The organism is Endothiovibrio diazotrophicus, from assembly GCF_054657215.1.
Window position 1 is genome coordinate 73,407 of the sequence record NZ_BAAHXB010000004.1, and the last position, 16,434, is coordinate 89,840.

17 protein-coding genes are annotated in these 16,434 nt (G+C 66.0%); 8 read left to right on the plus strand and 9 right to left on the minus strand.

Annotation, left to right across the window (positions count from 1 at the left end):
• Positions 1-225 precede the first annotated feature (225 nt).
• Complete coding sequence (locus tag ACYQ2W_RS02185) at positions 226-1,314, plus strand: hypothetical protein (protein ID WP_459862948.1); 1,089 nt, start codon at positions 226-228, stop codon at positions 1,312-1,314.
• A gap of 16 nt (positions 1,315-1,330) precedes the next feature.
• On the opposite strand, the gene ACYQ2W_RS02190 is transcribed toward ACYQ2W_RS02185, so the two are convergent.
• The 5 genes from ACYQ2W_RS02190 to ACYQ2W_RS02210 form a co-directional block, all read right to left on the minus strand.
• Positions 1,331-1,807 carry a hypothetical protein gene (locus ACYQ2W_RS02190; protein ID WP_459862949.1) on the minus strand — a complete coding sequence of 159 codons (477 nt, stop codon included), beginning with the start codon at positions 1,805-1,807 and terminating at the stop codon, positions 1,331-1,333.
• Positions 1,808-1,963: 156 nt separating this feature from the next.
• Complete coding sequence (locus ACYQ2W_RS02195; RefSeq protein WP_459862950.1) at positions 1,964-2,434, minus strand: hypothetical protein; 471 nt, start codon at positions 2,432-2,434, stop codon at positions 1,964-1,966.
• A 257-nt stretch (positions 2,435-2,691) separates the two neighbouring features.
• Positions 2,692-3,528, minus strand: coding sequence for a DUF3426 domain-containing protein (locus tag ACYQ2W_RS02200; RefSeq protein ID WP_459862951.1), 837 nt, complete (start codon positions 3,526-3,528; stop codon positions 2,692-2,694).
• 59 nt (positions 3,529-3,587) lie between these two features.
• Positions 3,588-4,475 (minus strand): 50S ribosomal protein L11 methyltransferase, encoded by an 888-nt coding sequence (prmA, locus tag ACYQ2W_RS02205; RefSeq protein WP_459862952.1) that lies wholly within the window; start codon positions 4,473-4,475, stop codon positions 3,588-3,590.
• 62 nt (positions 4,476-4,537) lie between these two features.
• Positions 4,538-4,921, minus strand: coding sequence for a Txe/YoeB family addiction module toxin (locus ACYQ2W_RS02210; RefSeq protein WP_459862953.1), 384 nt, complete (start codon positions 4,919-4,921; stop codon positions 4,538-4,540).
• Between the two features lie 33 nt (positions 4,922-4,954).
• Between ACYQ2W_RS02210 and ACYQ2W_RS02215 the strand changes: the two genes are divergently transcribed.
• Positions 4,955-6,100 (plus strand): FIST signal transduction protein, encoded by a 1,146-nt coding sequence (locus tag ACYQ2W_RS02215; RefSeq protein WP_459862954.1) that lies wholly within the window; start codon positions 4,955-4,957, stop codon positions 6,098-6,100.
• A 134-nt stretch (positions 6,101-6,234) separates the two neighbouring features.
• Here ACYQ2W_RS02215 and ACYQ2W_RS02220 read toward each other — a convergent pair whose 3' ends face one another.
• Positions 6,235-6,522, minus strand: coding sequence for a lasso peptide biosynthesis PqqD family chaperone (locus tag ACYQ2W_RS02220; protein WP_459862955.1), 288 nt, complete (start codon positions 6,520-6,522; stop codon positions 6,235-6,237).
• A gap of 81 nt (positions 6,523-6,603) precedes the next feature.
• Here ACYQ2W_RS02220 and ACYQ2W_RS02225 point away from each other — a divergent pair, with 81 nt between their 5' ends.
• Both ACYQ2W_RS02225 and ACYQ2W_RS02230 read left to right on the plus strand, forming a co-directional pair.
• Positions 6,604-8,466 carry an ABC transporter ATP-binding protein gene (locus ACYQ2W_RS02225; RefSeq protein WP_459862956.1) on the plus strand — a complete coding sequence of 621 codons (1,863 nt, stop codon included), beginning with the start codon at positions 6,604-6,606 and terminating at the stop codon, positions 8,464-8,466.
• 332 nt (positions 8,467-8,798) lie between these two features.
• Positions 8,799-9,665, plus strand: coding sequence for a hypothetical protein (locus tag ACYQ2W_RS02230; protein ID WP_459862957.1), 867 nt, complete (start codon positions 8,799-8,801; stop codon positions 9,663-9,665).
• A 223-nt stretch (positions 9,666-9,888) separates the two neighbouring features.
• Here the strand turns inward: ACYQ2W_RS02230 and ACYQ2W_RS02235 are convergent, their stop codons facing one another.
• On the minus strand, positions 9,889-10,374 hold the full coding sequence (locus ACYQ2W_RS02235) for a hypothetical protein (RefSeq protein ID WP_459862958.1): 486 nt from the start codon (positions 10,372-10,374) through the stop codon (positions 9,889-9,891).
• 390 nt (positions 10,375-10,764) lie between these two features.
• Entirely contained in the window at positions 10,765-10,983 is a 219-nt protein-coding gene (locus ACYQ2W_RS02240; RefSeq protein ID WP_459862959.1) for a hypothetical protein, read from the minus strand.
• An 834-nt stretch (positions 10,984-11,817) separates the two neighbouring features.
• Here ACYQ2W_RS02240 and ACYQ2W_RS02245 point away from each other — a divergent pair.
• Both ACYQ2W_RS02245 and ACYQ2W_RS02250 read left to right on the plus strand, forming a co-directional pair.
• A complete protein-coding gene (locus ACYQ2W_RS02245; RefSeq protein WP_459862960.1) occupies positions 11,818-12,126 on the plus strand; it encodes a hypothetical protein in 309 nt (102 codons plus the stop codon).
• Between the two features lie 41 nt (positions 12,127-12,167).
• Positions 12,168-13,037 (plus strand): RpnC/YadD family protein, encoded by an 870-nt coding sequence (locus ACYQ2W_RS02250; protein WP_459862961.1) that lies wholly within the window; start codon positions 12,168-12,170, stop codon positions 13,035-13,037.
• A gap of 369 nt (positions 13,038-13,406) precedes the next feature.
• Here ACYQ2W_RS02250 and ACYQ2W_RS02255 read toward each other — a convergent pair whose 3' ends face one another.
• Positions 13,407-14,252: a phytanoyl-CoA dioxygenase family protein gene (locus ACYQ2W_RS02255; RefSeq protein WP_459862962.1), complete on the minus strand. Its 846-nt coding sequence runs from the start codon at positions 14,250-14,252 to the stop codon at positions 13,407-13,409.
• Positions 14,253-14,448: 196 nt separating this feature from the next.
• Here ACYQ2W_RS02255 and ACYQ2W_RS02260 point away from each other — a divergent pair, with 196 nt between their 5' ends.
• On the plus strand, positions 14,449-15,594 hold the full coding sequence (locus ACYQ2W_RS02260) for an FIST signal transduction protein (RefSeq protein ID WP_459862963.1): 1,146 nt from the start codon (positions 14,449-14,451) through the stop codon (positions 15,592-15,594).
• Positions 15,595-15,655: 61 nt separating this feature from the next.
• The gene (locus tag ACYQ2W_RS02265) at positions 15,656-16,372 is read left to right on the plus strand and encodes a 2OG-Fe(II) oxygenase (protein ID WP_459862964.1); all 717 of its coding nucleotides are present in this window, start codon (positions 15,656-15,658) and stop codon (positions 16,370-16,372) included.
• The last annotated feature ends 62 nt before the right edge of the window (positions 16,373-16,434 follow it).

Genomic DNA, 16,434 nt, shown 5'->3' on the forward strand with positions numbered 1-16,434 from the left:
TGTAGGGTGGATAAGCGATAGCGCATCCACCGCAACGCGAGGGGAGGCCTCCCGGCGAGGCTTCCCTTCTGCCTGATCGGCGCTCGGTGGATGCGCTATCGCTTATCCACCCTACGACACTGTCCGAGCGGCGGTCACACCCTTCATGCCCTTCGTTCCTCTTCCTGCCCTTCATGGTAAAAAGCACCCTTTCCGACCACGAATACGACGACGGATGAGCACCCCATGGGCGTAGAGATCAAACTGACCGACCAGCAGATTCCGGCCTCGCCGGTATTCATCGACTTCCTGCTCCAGGTGATCGACGGCACCCCGTTCGACGCCACCGACTGGCACAACCAGCTCAGCGAGGCGCTGAGCACCGCCCAGCAGGAGGTGTTCGCCCGCGCCCGGCAGAACGCCCAGCGGGTGATGGAGTCGCCGCTCGGCCAGCGCCACGTGGGCCGCGCCTACGAGCTGTTCGTCGCACTCTTGACCGGCGACTACGCGACAATTCGCGACCTCCAGTTCCGCTTCCACTTCATCAACATCATCGGCGTGCCACGCCATGGCGGCTCCTACCTCACCAAGGAGCTCTACCGCGCACTGGGCTACGACCCCGAGCGGGTGCCCAACGTGATCGCCCACGACGGCTTCCCCGAGGCGAGCCCGTTCCGCTTCGAGCCCGGGGTCAACGCCTGGACCACCAGCCTGCACACCATGGCCGAGTTCCTCACCATGGTCGAGATCTACTTCGGCGACGCCCGCCCCCACACCGGCAAGATCGTGGTGCCGAAGAAGCTCACCAAGGGGAGCTACGCCGGCGGCTTCTTCCACCGCATCCTCGGCGAATCGGTGGAGCACCTGTTCACCGTGCGCCACCCGGTCACCTCCTGCATCTCCACCTACGACAAGTCCGGCGGGCTGCCCGCGGGCGGCCGCTTCACCGTGCGCAGCAACATCGAGGACTGGGTGCGCCGCGACCTCCAGTACACCCGCGGCTTCAGCGCCGAGGAGCTGCTCGGGCTGGACTACTTCGACGCCTACCTCCAGTACTGGGAGCAGTACCACTACTACGTCGCCACCACCGGCCTCTCCGCCAACCGCAATACCCGCATCGTCGCCTACGGCGACGAGCGCATGGAGCGCCAGGCGCAATCCTTCCACAACCGCTTCGAGAGCGGCCTCACCCCCGAGGCGTTCCGCGTCTTCGACAAGCGCGACCGCCACCCCGAGTGGTTCGCCAAGGCGGAGCCGGCGATCCGCCGGGTCCACGACGTGTGGGCCAACGTCGGCCTCGCCTTCCCGGTCGACGAGGTGATGGAGGCGTGGTGAGATCCGCGAGGGCGGGTTATTCGATCAGTTGGTAGATGGGCATTTCCGGGAAGACGGTCTCGCCTTGATATTGCACCGTGCCGGCGTAGGCGTGGGCGTAGGCGGTGGTCAAGACGAATCCGTAGCTCGGGTTGAAACGGAATATGAATAGCGTCTTAGACGGGATGAGGACCTTGCCCCCCGACATGTGGCTGTTTGCGATCAGGTACAGCGCCGGAGGGTTATAGATGGCGTAGTCCGCGACCGTTTCCGTTTGTCCGAAAAGCGGTCCGAAGTGCGTGTCGATATATACGTGATCGGACCTATCCAGTTTGGGCATCCCGCCCGTGATTTCGACGGAGTAGACCCCGTTGGACTGGTCGAGTACCGAGATCTCGGAGGTGGCCGGCCTCCCTTGGGCATCGCGGGCCGTATATTTGAGGGAAAGGGCCTGACTGACGGTGGCCGCCAGCAGGAGCGGCAGCGATAGTATCGTGGCGCTGAGCGTGTTCATCTCGCGTCTCCCTGGTCGTTTATGGGACCCGCCGCCCGGAGCGGTGTTTCGGTTCGGCCGGGGAGGACCGGCGATTCGCCGGATTCGGGTGTGTGGGGCGGCGTTGCTCCGGCTTTCACCATCGACGAGGTGACGGCTGTGTGGAGAGTGGATTGGCTAATGGTCGATCATTTCGTAGACGACGGGTTCGGGATAGGTGAAAAGTCCGTCGAAGAAATCATTGGCGCGGTAGAGGTGGGTCAGCTCGAGCTCGGAGCCCGAATTGAAGCGGAATAGGAAAAGGTTTTGCGTTGGATACTCGATTCCATGGGTTTCCACCGTACTGTCCACAAACAGATAGAGGTAGGGTTCGCAGTATAGGGCATAGCCCAATACTGAGTCGGGTTGTCCAGTGGATGAATCGAAGAATGATGGGTCGATGTATACCTCTTCGGACGAGTTGAATGTCGGCATCCCGCCGGTGATCCTGACGAAATAGATCCCACCGATTTCGAAGGTTGCCGCGATATCGGATGTGGCCGGATTCCCTTCGGCGTCGTGGAATGTGAAGCGGAGACCGACTGCCTGACTGACGGTGGTCGCCAGCAGGAGCGGCAGCGATAGTAGGGTGGCGCGCAGCACGTTCATGGGTAGTGTCTCCTTGCAGACCTGTTTGCGGAACCGGTGCTCCATCCACCCCAACGGTTGTGCATTGGCAACGTTGGGGTGGACCGAGCATCAGGTGCCCACGCGACTCAAGGGCAATTGACGCTGTCGTAGCCGGGGCCGCCGAAGTAGAGGTATCGCCCCCATCCGCCGCTGCTGTCCACGTTGCGATCTCTGCGTCCTCGCGTCCTCCGCGTCCCGTTCCAGGGCGTTGGCGGACCGCGCCGGGCCTGCGGCGATCAGAGAAAGTCGAAGGTGAAGGAGACCGCGTCGTCGCCGGGGTCGGCGACCTCGAGGCGCAGCGGGGCGGAGCCGCGGGCGGGGAGGCCGGCGGTGAGGTCGGGGTTGGCCTCGGCCAGATACTCCTCGGGGGTGAAGCGGCGCAGCGCCACCGGCTTGCCGCTGAGCGAGGAGAGGGTCACCTCCACCGTGGGGTAGGGCTGGGCGAACAGCGCCTGGTTGGTCACCACCCCTTCGAGCAGCAGGGCGCCGGGTGCCGTGGGGTCGGAGCGCACCTGGCGGTCCACCAGGGTGAGCGCCTTGAGGTCGCGGCGCGGCGGCAGGGTGCAGCCGCTGATCGCGCAGAGGGTCCCCAGCAGCGGGCGCAGCCCCGGCTTGGCCAGCGCCAGCTGCTGGTGGTTGAGCCAGGCGAACTGGAGCGGTAGCAGCAGCACCATCACCACCGCGCCCGCCCCCCACAGGAGGCCGAGATCGCGCCCGCCGCTGCGCGGCTTGGCGGGTGCCGGGGTCTCGCCGGGCGGCGGCGCTTCGGTGCTCTTCGTGGGGGCGGCCCGCTCGGTCGTCGGATTGCCGATCCCCAAACCTCCCATCAGCTCCTGGGTATCGAGGGCGGAGGCGAGGTCCAGATCGGGGTCGAACGTCTCCTCAGGCCCCTCGGGGAGCGGCGGCGGGGCGGCGGGGCGCGGCGGCGCCCCACCCGGCAGCCGGTCGAGCAGGTGCTCGAAGGCGTTGAAGGTCTCCTGGCAGCTGCCGCAGCGCACCTTGCCCGCCGCCGCCTCGAGCTGGGCGTCGCTGATGTTGAAGACCGTCTGGCAGGCGGGGCACTGGGCGTACATGGCGGGGTCGACCGGTGGGGCAGTTCAAGGTCTGTTTTTACCAGAAAGGGCGGTGTTGCTCAAAAGGCGCCGTCTCTGTCGGTGCGCTGTCCTTCCAGCCGTACCCACTCCTCGCGGCTCGCCGGCGGGGCCATCTCGAACCAGGGGCGGTAGGCGGCGGACACCTCCTCGGCCTGGCGGGCGAGGATGCCGGAGAGCACCAGGGCGCCACCGGGGCGGACCAGCGAGGCGATCCGCGGGGCCAGCTCGATCAGCGGTCCGGCGAGGATGTTGGCCACCACCACCGCCGCCGGCTGCGGCGGTGGCGCCTCGGGGGCGAGCACCGTGAGGCGTGCGTCCACGCCGTTCTTGGCGGCGTTGTCGCGCGAGGCGGTGAGCGCCTGGGGGTCGTTGTCCACTCCCACCGCCTCGCTCGCCCCGAGTAGCAGCGCGGCCACCGCCAGGATGCCGGAGCCGCAGCCGTAGTCGATCACCCGCAGTCCCTGCGGCGGGTGGGCGTCGAGCCACTCCAGGCAGAGCGCGGTGGTGGGGTGGGTGCCGGTGCCGAAGGCGAGCCCCGGGTCGAGGTGCAGGTTCACCGCTTCGGGCTCTTCCGGCTCGAAGCCGCCGGGTACCACCCACAGCCGCTCGCCGAAGCGCATCGGCTTGAAGTTGTCCATCCAGGCGCGTACCCAGTCGCGGTCCTCCAGCGCCTCCAGCCGTAGCGGCGCGTGGGGCAGGGCGGCGGCGACGATCGCCTGCGCCGCCTCGATGTCGCCGTCGGCCTCGAACAGGCCGATCACCCGGGTGCTCCGCCATAGCGGGGTGGTTCCCGGCGGCGGCTCGAACAGCGGCTGGTCGGCACCGTCGCTGAGGGTGACCGAGAGGGCGCCCGCCTCCAGCAGCGCCTCTTCGGCGCGCTCGGCGGTGTCGGGGTCGACTTCGAGGGTGAGTTGGAGCCAGGGCATTGCGGGTGGTCGGGTTGGGGATCGAAGGGGCATTGTCCCACAGATGGGTCGCGAGCCGCTGTTCAATAGTGGTAGCGCCCCCGGAGAAATTCGATTCGGTCCGCCTTGACCCGATGGACGCAGCGGTGCTCCCGGGTAACGCGGCGGGACCATACGTCGGGTCCGAGGTACCTCAAGGGTTCCGGTTTTCCGATACCGTCGAAGGGGGCGCGCAGGGTGGCGTTGACCAATTCCAGCAGGCGTTTGGCGGTGCGTCGTGACGTGTTATCACGTTGTGGTTTATCGTGGCGGCTGAACATCGGCCGATCAGGCGGGATTCGCCAGGGACGATATGGCTCCCCCTCCGCCTTCCGGCGAAGTTGTGGCGGAGGCGCTCGGGGTCGTCTTTGGTTTCCGGCCGTCGCTCCGAAGGCGGGCGATACACGCCTGTTTCCCGCACGAAGCATCACCCACCGTTTGCAGGACGGAGATCATCACCCATGCAGACCCACCAGCTCGTCATCGACTCCACCGTTCCCACCCGCGCCGACCTCTCTTCCCTGGAGGGGATGGAACCGCAGCTGATCCTGATCTTTGCCAGCGTCGAGCACTTCACCGACTCGCCGCTGGTGGCGCTGCTGCGCGAGTGTTGTCCTCACGCCCTGCTGGTGGGGTGCAGCACCGCCGGGGAGATTGGCGGCGAGGGGGTGATGGAACACACCGCGGTGATCACCGCGGTGCGCTTCGAACGGGTGGAGGTTGCGGTGGCCGCCGCCGCGATCGACACCATGGAGGAGTCCTACGATGCCGGGGTGCGTCTGGGCAAGGCGCTCGCCCGCAGCGAGCTGCGTGGCGTGCTGTTGTTCGGCAAGGGGGTGGAGGTCAACGGTTCGGCGCTGATCTCGGGGGTGATCGCGGAGGTGGGGGTGGGGATTCCGGTCACCGGCGGCCTGGCCGGCGACAACGGTGCTTTCGGCACCACCTATACCCTCTCCCCGGAAGGGGTGTCGGATGTCGGCGTGGTGGCGGTGGGGCTCTACGGCGAGGCGCTGGTGCTGGGCTACGGCTCCTTCGGCGGCTGGTCCTCCTTCGGCCCGCCGCGCAAGGTGACCCGCTGCGAGGGCAACGTGCTCTATGAGTTGGATGGCAACCCGGCGCTCCAGGTCTACAAGGACTACCTGGGAGAGTATGCCGACGGGCTGCCCGCCTCGGGACTGCTTTTCCCTTTCGAGATGCTGCGTGAGGATCACAGCACGGCGGGCCTGATCCGTACCATCCTCGGCGTCGACGAGGCGCAGGGGAGCGTGACACTCGCCGGCGAGATCGATCCGGAAGGTTATCTGCGGTTGATGCATGCCACCAACGATGCGCTGGTGGAGGGCGCCGAGAAGGCTGCGCAGCACACCATCTCGCTGCTCCCGGCGGATACCCGTGGCGGGCTGGCCATTCTGGTCAGCTGCGTCGGTCGCAAGCTGGTGATGGGCGACCAGGTCGATGACGAGGTCGAGGCGGTGGCCGAGGTGCTCGGTAAGACCACCACCCTCACCGGCTTCTACTCGTACGGCGAGATCGCCCCCTTTTCCACCACCAGCGAATGCAAGCTGCACAACCAGACCATGACCGTCACCTTTCTCGGCGAGTCGTGATGCGGAGGGCGCGCCGTTACCCCGCAGGATGTCGGGGCCGGCGGGCCTGCTGGAGGAGCGCGGTTTGAGACTGCCGCCGCGGCCGTCGGCGCAGGAAGGCGATGCCGGCCGCGTGGCGGGGGTGGGGAGGGCGATCAGCGTCCGTCGTCGATCTGTACCAGTCCCTGCTCATCGAGCTCTTCGAGAAAACGCGTCACATCGCTCTCGCAGGTGGCGGCGTCCACGTCGAACTCTGCGGTGAGGGCGTCGCAGAGGGCGTCCAGGGTGGTGGGGGTCTCGATCAGCTGCCAGATCCGACTGCCCACTTCGTCGAGGCCGTAGTAGTTGCCCCGTTCGATGCTCATCATCACCACTTCGCCGTCGACCTCGGCGGCGACCTGCTCTTCGCTCTGGCGGATCACGATGGATTTGTCGATCGCCACGCCGGTCTCTCCTCGTTTCCCTGTATCCATTCCCGGATTCTATCGTCGTTGCACGCGCACTTCCTAGTAGAATCCCGGGCGATGGAGATCCAGACCACCGTTCAGTTGCGTCGCTACCTCGCCGAGCTGGCCGCCTATCGCGGGGGGCTCGCCGTGACCCTCGGGGTGATGTTGGGGGTCGGGCTGTTGGAAGGGGTCGGGTTGATGCTGTTGCTGCCGCTGCTGGCGCTGGTTGGGCTGGAGGGGCGTCCCGACCACCCGATGGCGGAGGGCGTGCGGCGGCTGTTCGATACGCTCGGCCTGCCGTTGACCCTGCCGGGCCTGCTGGCGCTGTTCGTCGGGCTGGTCGGGGCGAAGCTGCTGCTCGCCCATTGGCGCGACCTGCGTAGCGCCCGCCTGCGCCTCGGTTTTACGGATCACCTGCGCAGCCGGCTCTACCGGCACATCGCCTTCAGCGAGTGGTCCTTCTTCAGTCTCACCCGCACCTCCGACTTCACCCACGCCTTGACCAGTGAGGTGCAGCGCATCGGTCAGGGGACCTATCACGTGCTGCAGTTTGCCACCGGTGCCGCCCTGGCCGCCGCCTATCTGCTGGCGGCAGTGGGGGTTTCCACCGCGTTCACCGGGGTCGCGCTGCTCTTCGGTGTGCTGTTGATGCTGCCGCTGCGGCGCATCCAGCGGCGTACCGTCGAGTTGGGGAGCGGCCTCTCGCGGACCCAGCGCCAATTGTTTGCCGCCTCGAGCGAGCTGCTGGGAGGGATGAAGGCGGCCAAGGCCCACGGCGCGGAGGCGCGTCATGTGGAGCAGTTCGTCCGCCACGCCGAGGGCCAGCGCCGAGCCCAGCTCGCCTTCCAGCGCCTGCACGGGCTGGCTCGCGTGGTCTACCAGTGGGGGGCGGCGGCGGTGCTGGCGATGATGGTGTGGTGGGCGGTGGAGGGGGTGCGGCTGCCGGCGACGGAGCTGCTGGTGCTGATCGCCATCTTCTCGCGGCTGGCGCCGATGCTCTCCGGGCTCCAGCAGAACTACCAGCAGATCCTCCACATGCTGCCCGCCTACGCCGCCTTCCGGGCGATGGAGACGGCCTGCGCGGAGGCGGCGGAGCCGCCGGACGAGACCGTCGAGCCGCCCCCGTTCCGGCGCGGGCTGCGGCTGGAGGGGGTCGCCTTCCGCTATCGCAAGGAGCGCGCGCAACCGGTGCTTGCGGGAATCGATTTGTATATCCCGGTCCGCGCGACGGTGGCCCTGGTGGGCCCCTCCGGCGGCGGCAAGTCGACGCTCGCGGATCTGATCGCCGGGCTGCTGGTGGCCGACGCCGGATGCATCTCGGTGGATGGTGTGCCCCTGAAGGGGGGGCTGCGCCGGGCTTGGCGCCGACGGGTGGCCTACGTTCCCCAGGAGACCTTTCTGCTCCACGATACGGTGCGTGCCAATCTGCTGTGGGCCGCCCCCGAGGTGGACGAGGCGGCCCTGGCGCGGGCGCTGCGGCTGGCCGCCGCCGAGGGCTTCGTCGCCGCCCTGCCGGAGGGGATCGACACCGTGGTGGGGGAGCGGGGGGTGCGGCTCTCCGGCGGTGAGCGTCAGCGCATCGCGCTTGCCCGCGCACTGCTGCAGGAGCCGGAGCTATTGATCCTCGACGAGGCCACCAGTGCGCTCGACCGCGAGAACGAGCGGCTGATCCAGGAAGCGCTGGACGCGCTGCACGGCAATCTCACGCTGCTGGTGATCGCCCACCGCCTCTCCACCGTGCGCCATGCCGATCGCATCGTCGTGCTCGAAGAGGGTAGGGTGGTCGAAGTGGGGGGGTGGCAGGAACTGGCCGAAAAGAGCGGGGGGCGGCTGCGCCGGATGGTCGATGGAGCCCCTGCGGCGGATGCGCCGCAGGAGGAGATCTTCGGAGAGGAGCCCACTTTCTCGATTCGCTCTATTCGGACACCGATTCCTTGATGCTCCGTGGCGGTTTCACTCCGCGCACGACTCCGCGCGTGCCGCACCCATCGCTATCAAACGGGCAGGGCATCGGGAGTCAACTGGTATACTCGTACCCTCACGGCAATAACCCGAACATGCGAGACTGAGACAATGCGCAAAGAATGGCTGATGGCCCTCATGGCGGGAGTACTGCGAGGATTTTCGCTGCTTTGACGGTCGGTCCCGTATCGTTTCTGGCCGGCCCGATCCCTATCTGCAAGCGGTGCGGCCGTTCTCCTTCGGCGAAGGGTCCTTCCCGGAGAGACGCCCGCTATCGCATTAGCGATCACTATGAAATATAAAGAAAAATGGACAATGCGAACTTTCGTGAACGATACCCCGTCATCCCGTTCTACTGCCACCCCACCACCGTCTGCGTGATCGACTCCGCGCGGGAGGCCCTGGAACTGACGGCGTTGCATTTCCCGCGGATGTGTCGCCCCCGCGTCTTCGACGATCCGCAGCGGTTGCAGGAGGTCTATCGCCAGGCGTTGCGGCCGGCGGCGGCCGATGCCGGCGATGCCCCGGTCTACGGCGATCCTCGCGACCCGCGGCGCTTCGATCTGATCACGCTGCTGTTCAGCGACTACGAACTGCGCGGTGACGACGGCGTTGCGCTGGCCCGCCGACTGCTCCGCCTCTACCCGCTGAAGGGGATCATCTACAGTGCCACGGCGCGCGTCAAAAAGGTGAGGCAGGCGGTGGAGGCGGGCTACATCGACCGCTTCATCCCCAAGTATGAAGAAGGGGCGAGCCTGCGTATCCCCGCCATCATCGAGGAATTGAACCGCGAGTGGTTCATCGACAACGTCGCTCCCGCCGCAGGCGATGGACCCGCGTGGCGGCGTGATCCCGTCTGTGCCCAGCTGCTGGAGGAGCAGCTCGCCTTTTCCCGCTGCAGCGAGTTCTATATCTACCGTGACGGCCGCGGTCTGCTGCTGCTCGGCGAAGCGCCGCAGAGCCGCTACGACCTGCTGTTCGACGATGCGGCCGAGGTGGCGTGGGGGGAAGAAGGCGTCGTCACCGGCGGCATCACCGCGGGCATCGGCGCACAGCGGCGCTCGTGGGTGCTGCGGCGGACGCCGCAGGACGCCTTTCTGCAAGCGGTGCAGCCGCTCACCTTCGGCGAGGGCCCCGTCCCGGAGAGCCCGATCTACTCCTCCAAGTTGCACTGAGCCCCTCTCGCTGCTTCCGCAAGGCGTGATGCTGATTGCATTGATGTGGGGTGATTTGTTCTTTCCGCGTCCCTCGCTGTGAAAGTACGCGGAGATGCGGACGCGATCGTAGGGTGTGCCGAGGTACGAGGCGCTCTGTCCTCTCCGACCGGTGCGCCTCCTATCGTCGGCACACCCTACCCGGTTTTCATCGTCCGGGTGGCTCGACCTCCGTCCATGATCGTTAATTCCATACCTTGAGGATGGTCACCACCAGCCCGCCCACGGCTACGGTGGTGCCGAACGACCAGAACATGAAGCGGTCCATTCGCCGGCCCATCTCCTCGAAGCGTTTGTCGACCGCCTCGAAACGTTTGTCGATGGCCTCGAAACGCGTGTCGATGGCCTCGAAACGCTTGTCGACGGCCTCGAAGCGCTTGTCGACGGCCTCGAATCGTTTCTCCATCGCGTCGCGCTGCTCCTCGAAGCGTCGGTCGACGGCTGCAAACCGCTTCTCCATCGCGTCCGACTGCTCTTCGAAGCGCTTCTCCATGAGCTCGAATCCCTGCCGCATCAGCTCGCGCTGGTGCTTGAGCTCCTCTTCAACACGGACCATCCGCTCGCGCAACTCGACCTCGTAGACCGCGGGCGGCTTGCCGAGGCTGCGCTCCGCCAGCCATTCGCCGATGTGCTCCTTGATGAACAGGATGTCTTCTTCCGCCAGTGCCATGGGGGCGTCTCTTCGGGGAGTGAGGATGTTCGCAGTATATCAGACCAAAGTTGGGGTGGCCGTGGGGGCAGCCGTGACGGTGCGCGGGCTAGTCGGGTTATGGTGGATTGAGTCGCGGGAGGGCAGGAGGGCGGCCCCGATTTTCTGAAAATTCGAGGAGAATAGCGGCGGCCTGTTCCTCGCTCTGGCGGATCACGCCGGATTCGTCGATCGTCTCGCTCGCCTACGCCTCGGTTTTTCCGATCATCTGTGCCATCGGTTCTACCGGCGCATCGCGTTCATGGTTGTTCACGGCACGCTCCATCGGCGCCTTGAGGTGCTCCCAGGCGCTGGTGGTTGAAGAGGGAGGAGAAGCGCGGGTGAGCGCTGCACCGGGTGATCGAGGGGGGCTTACCAGCCGTAGTTGGCCGGATCGAGATCCACCCGTTGTGCATCCAGCGCGTCGATCAGCCGATGCGCCTCGTCGTCCAGCAGCGCTGCAGGGTCGCCCTCCGGCCGTTCGCCCAGTCGTCCGGCGAGGCGTTGCGCGGTGTCGAGGAGCCGGCGTCGCAGGGCGATGTATTCGGGGGGGGGGGGGGGAGCCGGGGTGGTTCGCCACCAGGGCGGCATCGCGAAACTCCAGATACAAGGTTCTTCGTCGTCCGTGGGCCAAGGGGGGGGAGCCGTGGACCAGGAGTACGTCGTGCATGGTGAGACTGCCGGCCGAGACGGTGGTGATCCCGGTCTGCGCAAAATCCCGCTCAAGTGCCGTTTGCATCTCTATTCGTTCCCCGAGTGCTTTTCCGGTTCGTGGTGTCCGATGTTTGAGGTGGCGTAGGTCGGCGCTACCGCGCCGACGGAAACGGAGGCACCACTCTTCCGTTGTATCCGCCGTGCTTCCCGAATGGAGCGTTCCATTCCGCGTGATCGTCGAAGCCGTAAGCCCGCTGCCCTCGTTCGTGTCGGCGCGGTAGCGCCGACCTACGGGAAGTCAGAATCGATAGGACCAGTATTCGATATCCCGCCGGCAGCGCGTTTCGACCAGCGCCCTAGGAGCCTGTCGGGCTATGGGGGATCGAGTCGCGGGGTCGTCATCCCGCTTTCGCGGCCGATTCATCCATAGTCCGACAGGCTCCTGAGAGCTCCAGCACGAGGACGGCTCGCGACTGACCCGGCTGGTGAAGATGCTGCGGGAGATGGCCAAGGAGGATGAGAAGCTGGCGGGAGTGCTGCGAGGATTTTCGCTGCTTTGACGCTACTCCGTCCCGTATCGTCTTGGCCGGCCCAATCCGTATCAGTCGCGGAGACACCGCCTAAGGATCCTAGCAAAAATAACTTGAACACTTTGGCCTCAACTAAAGCGGGCGGGATAAATGTTCAAGTTATTTCTTCTAGCTGCCTAAAAGGGAACCGAGCCCGAGATCCGGAGAACACACCCGCCCCCTTGGCGAAAAGGGCCATGACATGGGTGTCGGCTACATCCTGCGTCAAATCGAAGGGCAACGTTTGGCGATCGTCGAGCCGGAAGCCACGGCACGGGCCTTCGGTACGGAGATCGGCCGCCTTCTGAGTGCCGATGCGGGAAGGTTCGCGGGTGCCGACATGCGGCGCTATCGAGAGATGATCGGCCGGTATGCCCGGGAGAACGGAGTCGTGTTGTGGAGGGAGGCATGGGAGGCGATCGATCGCGAGAACGATGTCGAGAGGTTCGCGGTGATTGCCGTACTGGCTGCGCTCCCGGAGAGCCCGATCTACTCCTCGAAGCTGCACTGAGCCCTCAGGCCAGCGGCGACCGGTGTAGAATTGCGATCACCATGACCGCCAAAGACATTATTTCGAAACAATTGCTTCAACGCATCGCGTTGGACATCGCCCGCCTATTGTTCGGCCTCGACGTGGATGAAGCCGAGCTGGTGGATACCGAGATCCAACGGGTCGAGCAGCGGCGCGCCGATCTGGTGGTGAAAGTGCGCGGTGCCGACGGGGTATTTCTGCTGCATATCGAGATCCAGAACGACAATCAGCACGAGATGCCCTGGCGAATGCTGCGTTACCGTACGGATATTGCGCTCGCCCATCCTGGACTCCCGATACGGCAATACCTTGTCTACATCGGTCGTCCGAACCTGAATATGGTCGACGGACTCGAGGAGCCGGGCCTCTCCTACCGGTACCAGGTGCTGGACATGCACGCGATCGATTGCGAGCGCCTGCTGTCCCAAGACAACCCCGATGCGTTGGTGATGGCGATCCTGTGCGATTTCCGAGGGAAGCCGGAAAGGGTCGTCGTGCGCCATATTCTCGAGCGTCTCCGAATATTGCTGGGGGAAAACGAGGCGCGTTTTCGTGATTACTTGGTTATGCTCGAGATCCTCTCGACCAACCGTGACCTGCAACAGATCCTTCAAGAGGAAGAAGCCATGCTCAGCCAAGTCAAGTACTCCGACCTGCCCTCCTATGGGCTTGGAATGCAACAGGGAATGCAGCAGGGAATGCAGCAGGGAATGCAGCAGGGAATGCAGCAGGGAGAGGCTGCCGTGCTCCTGAGGCAGGTGAAGCGAAAATTCGGCGACGATATTGCCGCTACGTACCGCGATCGTATCGAGAAAGCGGATACGGACACCCTGCTGGAGTGGTCCGACCGGATCCTGAGCGCCGAGCAGATCGAAGAGATCTTTCGGTAGGGGGCGGTCGAGCTCGGCCGGATGGCGCTCTTCTAACCTCATCCTTGCCACGGACGGCGGAACATCGAGGGCGTAGTCGGCACGTATCCCGAACGTGGAGATCGCCGAAGTCCCGGAGAGCCCGATCTAATCCTCGAAGTTGCACTGAGCGAGACGGGTCCCGCGGGTCGGGAAGGGCGCGGCCGGTTACGGGGCTTTCAAAGGGCGTTAGAACATAGTCTCCACGGCGACCTCACGCTGCTGGTAGTTGCCCACCGCTTCCCCACCGTGCGTCCGCCGATCGCATCGTCGTGCTGGAAGAGGGAAGAATGGTCGAGGTGGGCGGCTGCGCGGGACGATCGAGGCGACTCCGGTGGCGGATCCGCGCCCCTAATACTGGCCGCCGAAATAGCCGTAATTGGCCGGTTCGAGAAAGATCTGGTGGGTTTCCAGCGCCTCGATCAGTTGACGGCTCTCCTCGTCCAGCAGCGTCGCCGGGTCGCCCTCCGGCGCATCGCCCAGCCGTTGATACAGCCGTTGCGCCGCCGCGAGGAGCCGATGTCGCAGCGCCACGTAGGCGGCCGGGATGCCGGGGTGGTCCACGAGCATGGCGGGATCGCGAAACTCCAGGTAGAGGGTTTTGCGCCGGCCGTGGGCGAGCGGCGGCGAGCCGTGGACCAGGAGCACATCGTGTACGGCGAGGTCGCCGGCGGAGAGGGTGGGCGCGATCAAGCCCGGGGAGTCGTAGTCGTATTGCTCGCGCAGCGCGCCGACATCCGCCACGCCCCGGCGGGGGCCGGGAATGAAGCGAACCGCGTCCTGGCCGACCTCATCGAGGTGGATGCCGACGTTGACGGCGGTGTGGCGACCGTCGTGGGCGATATCCTGATGCCAGTCGATCCGCTGGCCGTCGCCGGCACTCTTCACCACCATCCAGTCGTGAGTGCACACCGCGTCGGGACCGCAGGCGGCACGTGCCGCCTCCGCCACCGCCGGCAGCCCCATCAGATAGAGGGGTAGCGCACCGAGGTTCGGCACCAGTCGGCCGATGCTGATGACGTGGTTGCGTCCGTCGTGCTCGACGCGGGCCACCCCGGGAGCGGGGGGGTAGGTCAGTTGGCGGTCGATGAAGCGCCCCACCGTCTCGTTGGCCCAGCGTAGCGCGGCGGGCGGGACCGCGCCCTCGACGACGGCAACCCCGTGTTGCGTGAAGCGCTGTGCAAATTCCTCCTTCATCGTCTCCACCTCTTTTCACCAACTTCCGCGGTTCGCCAGCGCGCTTTCGCGAGGTGGCGTTGTGGTTTGTCGTGGCCGCCGGATATTTGCCGACCGCGCGGGATGCCGGGGATAATACCGCCTTCCCGCCGCGGTCGCTCCGGCGGCGAACGAACAGCCCGATATCCACCCCTTCGCAGGACGGAGATCCTCGCCCATGCAGACCCGCCAGCTCGTCATCGACTCCACCTCCCCCACACGCGCCGACCTCGCCCCCCTGGAGGGGCTGGAGCCGCAGCTGATCCTGATCTTCGCGAGCGTCGAATACTTCACCGATTCGCCGCTGGCGACGCGGCTGCGCGAGTGCTGCCCGAATGCCCTGCAGGTGGGGTGCAGCACCGCCGGGGAGATCGCCGGCGAGGGGGTGACGGAACACACCGCGGTGGTCACCGCGGTGCGCTTCGAACGGGTGGGAGTGACGGTGGCCGCCGCGCCGGTGGAGGCCATGGAGAACTCCTTCAACGCCGGGGTGCGTCTCGGCAAGGCGCTCGCCCGGCCCAAGCTGCGCGGCGTGCTGCTGTTCGGCAAGGGGGTGGCGATCAACGGTTCGGCGCTGATCTCCGGGGTGATCGCGGTGGTTGGGTGGGGGATCCCGATCACCGGCGGCCTGGCGGGGGACAACGGTGCCTTCCGCACCACCTATACCCTCTCCCCCGGCGGGGTCTCCGATAACGAAGTGGTGGCGGTGGGGCTCTACGGCGAGGCACTGACCCTGGGCTACGGCTCCTTCGGCGGCTGGTCCTCCTTCGGCCCGCCGCGCAAGGTGACCCGCTGCGCGGGCAACGTGCTCTACGAGCTGGACGGCGCCCCCGCGCTCCAGGTCTACAAGGACTACCTGGGGGAGTACGCCGAGGGGCTGCCCGCTTCGGGGCTGCTCTTCCCCTTCGAGATGCTGCGCGAGGACCACAGCACGGCGGGCCTGATCCGCACCATCCTCGGCGTCGACGAGGCCGAGGGGAGCGTGACGCTGGCCGGCGAGATCGATCCCGACGGCTACCTGCGGCTGATGCATGCCACCAACGATGCGCTGGTGGAGGGCGCCGAGGAGGCGGCGCGGCGCACCCTCTCGCTGCTCCCGCCGGACACCGGCGGCGGGCTGGCGATCCTGGTCAGCTGCGTCGGTCGCAAGCTGGTGATGGGCGACCAGGTCGATGACGAGGTGGAGGCGGTGGCCGGGGTGCTCGGCGAGTCCACCACCCTGGCCGGGTTCTACTCCTACGGCGAGATCGCCCCCTTTTCCACCACCACCGAATGCAAACTGCACAACCAGACCATGACCATCACCTTCCTCGGCGAGGCGTGATGGCGGTGATGCCCCCCGTTCCGCCGGTTACAACCCGCGCTTGAAGCCAAAGGAGAGAACGTTGTCCATTGCATTGTCGACGACCGACCTGGAATCGTTGGGTCGCTGGATTCAGCCCGCCCATCTGACCCCGGAGGCCATTGCCGAGGCGGCGCGGCGTTTTCAGGGTAGCCCCGACCGTTACCTCTACCTGGACGGGTTTCTGGAGCCCGAGCGGCTCGCCGCCATCCGCACGCTGGTGCTCGAAGAGGGCCGGATGGAACCGGCTCACAAGCTTTACGATCCGCCAGGCTGGGTGGATGAGGCGACCTTCGAGGCGGCACCCGAGGGGCGGCGATTCATCTCCGAACGCATCTACCAAGGTCCCAAGCCCGGTTACGAAATGAGCGGACCCGTGTTGCTGGATGCCGCCTTTCGCATGTTGATGCGTTCGGCACCGTTCCTTGCGTGGTTGAGTGCCATCGTCGGCCGGCCGGCCCGCGAGCCGGAGGGTATCAAATTGAAGTGGCTCGACCGGGGTCATTTTCTCCGTCGGCACAGCGATGCAGCGGAAAATCGTGTCGCCTGCATGGTCCTGTATCTACATGAGCAGTGGCGCCCGGAGTACGACGGACGTTTTGTCATGTTCGGCAACGACGGCGGCCGCCAGTTCGTCGAACCGATTTGCAACCGCCTGCTGCTGTTCGATCCCTACGCAGGTACCGCCCACGAGGTCGAGCCGATGGCCGAGGCGATGGGGGAGTGGGTGAGGATCAACTACACCGTGTGGTTTCGCTGACCGCAGTCCGAATTCGCCGGAGATCCGGGGTTGTGGTGGGGTTGGCGTGGTGGGTTTCTTCC

Excerpts from the sequence above, each read along its gene's own strand:
- ACYQ2W_RS02260 (WP_459862963.1), top strand. The coding sequence starts at position 14,449 with ATGCAGACCCGCCAGCTCGTCATCGACTCCACCTCCCCCACACGCGCC.
- ACYQ2W_RS02235 (WP_459862958.1), bottom strand. The coding sequence starts at position 10,374 with ATGGCACTGGCGGAAGAAGACATCCTGTTCATCAAGGAGCACATCGGC.
- ACYQ2W_RS02185 (WP_459862948.1), top strand. The coding sequence starts at position 226 with ATGGGCGTAGAGATCAAACTGACCGACCAGCAGATTCCGGCCTCGCCG.
- ACYQ2W_RS02240 (WP_459862959.1), bottom strand. The coding sequence starts at position 10,983 with ATGCCGCCCTGGTGGCGAACCACCCCGGCTCCCCCCCCCCCCCCCGAA.
- ACYQ2W_RS02255 (WP_459862962.1), bottom strand. The coding sequence starts at position 14,252 with ATGAAGGAGGAATTTGCACAGCGCTTCACGCAACACGGGGTTGCCGTC.
- ACYQ2W_RS02210 (WP_459862953.1), bottom strand. The coding sequence starts at position 4,921 with ATGCTTCGTGCGGGAAACAGGCGTGTATCGCCCGCCTTCGGAGCGACG.
- ACYQ2W_RS02230 (WP_459862957.1), top strand. The coding sequence starts at position 8,799 with ATGGACAATGCGAACTTTCGTGAACGATACCCCGTCATCCCGTTCTAC.
- ACYQ2W_RS02195 (WP_459862950.1), bottom strand. The coding sequence starts at position 2,434 with ATGAACGTGCTGCGCGCCACCCTACTATCGCTGCCGCTCCTGCTGGCG.
- ACYQ2W_RS02245 (WP_459862960.1), top strand. The coding sequence starts at position 11,818 with ATGGGTGTCGGCTACATCCTGCGTCAAATCGAAGGGCAACGTTTGGCG.
- ACYQ2W_RS02200 (WP_459862951.1), bottom strand. The coding sequence starts at position 3,528 with ATGTACGCCCAGTGCCCCGCCTGCCAGACGGTCTTCAACATCAGCGAC.
- ACYQ2W_RS02250 (WP_459862961.1), top strand. The coding sequence starts at position 12,168 with ATGACCGCCAAAGACATTATTTCGAAACAATTGCTTCAACGCATCGCG.
- ACYQ2W_RS02225 (WP_459862956.1), top strand. The coding sequence starts at position 6,604 with ATGGAGATCCAGACCACCGTTCAGTTGCGTCGCTACCTCGCCGAGCTG.
- ACYQ2W_RS02215 (WP_459862954.1), top strand. The coding sequence starts at position 4,955 with ATGCAGACCCACCAGCTCGTCATCGACTCCACCGTTCCCACCCGCGCC.
- ACYQ2W_RS02190 (WP_459862949.1), bottom strand. The coding sequence starts at position 1,807 with ATGAACACGCTCAGCGCCACGATACTATCGCTGCCGCTCCTGCTGGCG.
- prmA (WP_459862952.1), bottom strand. The coding sequence starts at position 4,475 with ATGCCCTGGCTCCAACTCACCCTCGAAGTCGACCCCGACACCGCCGAG.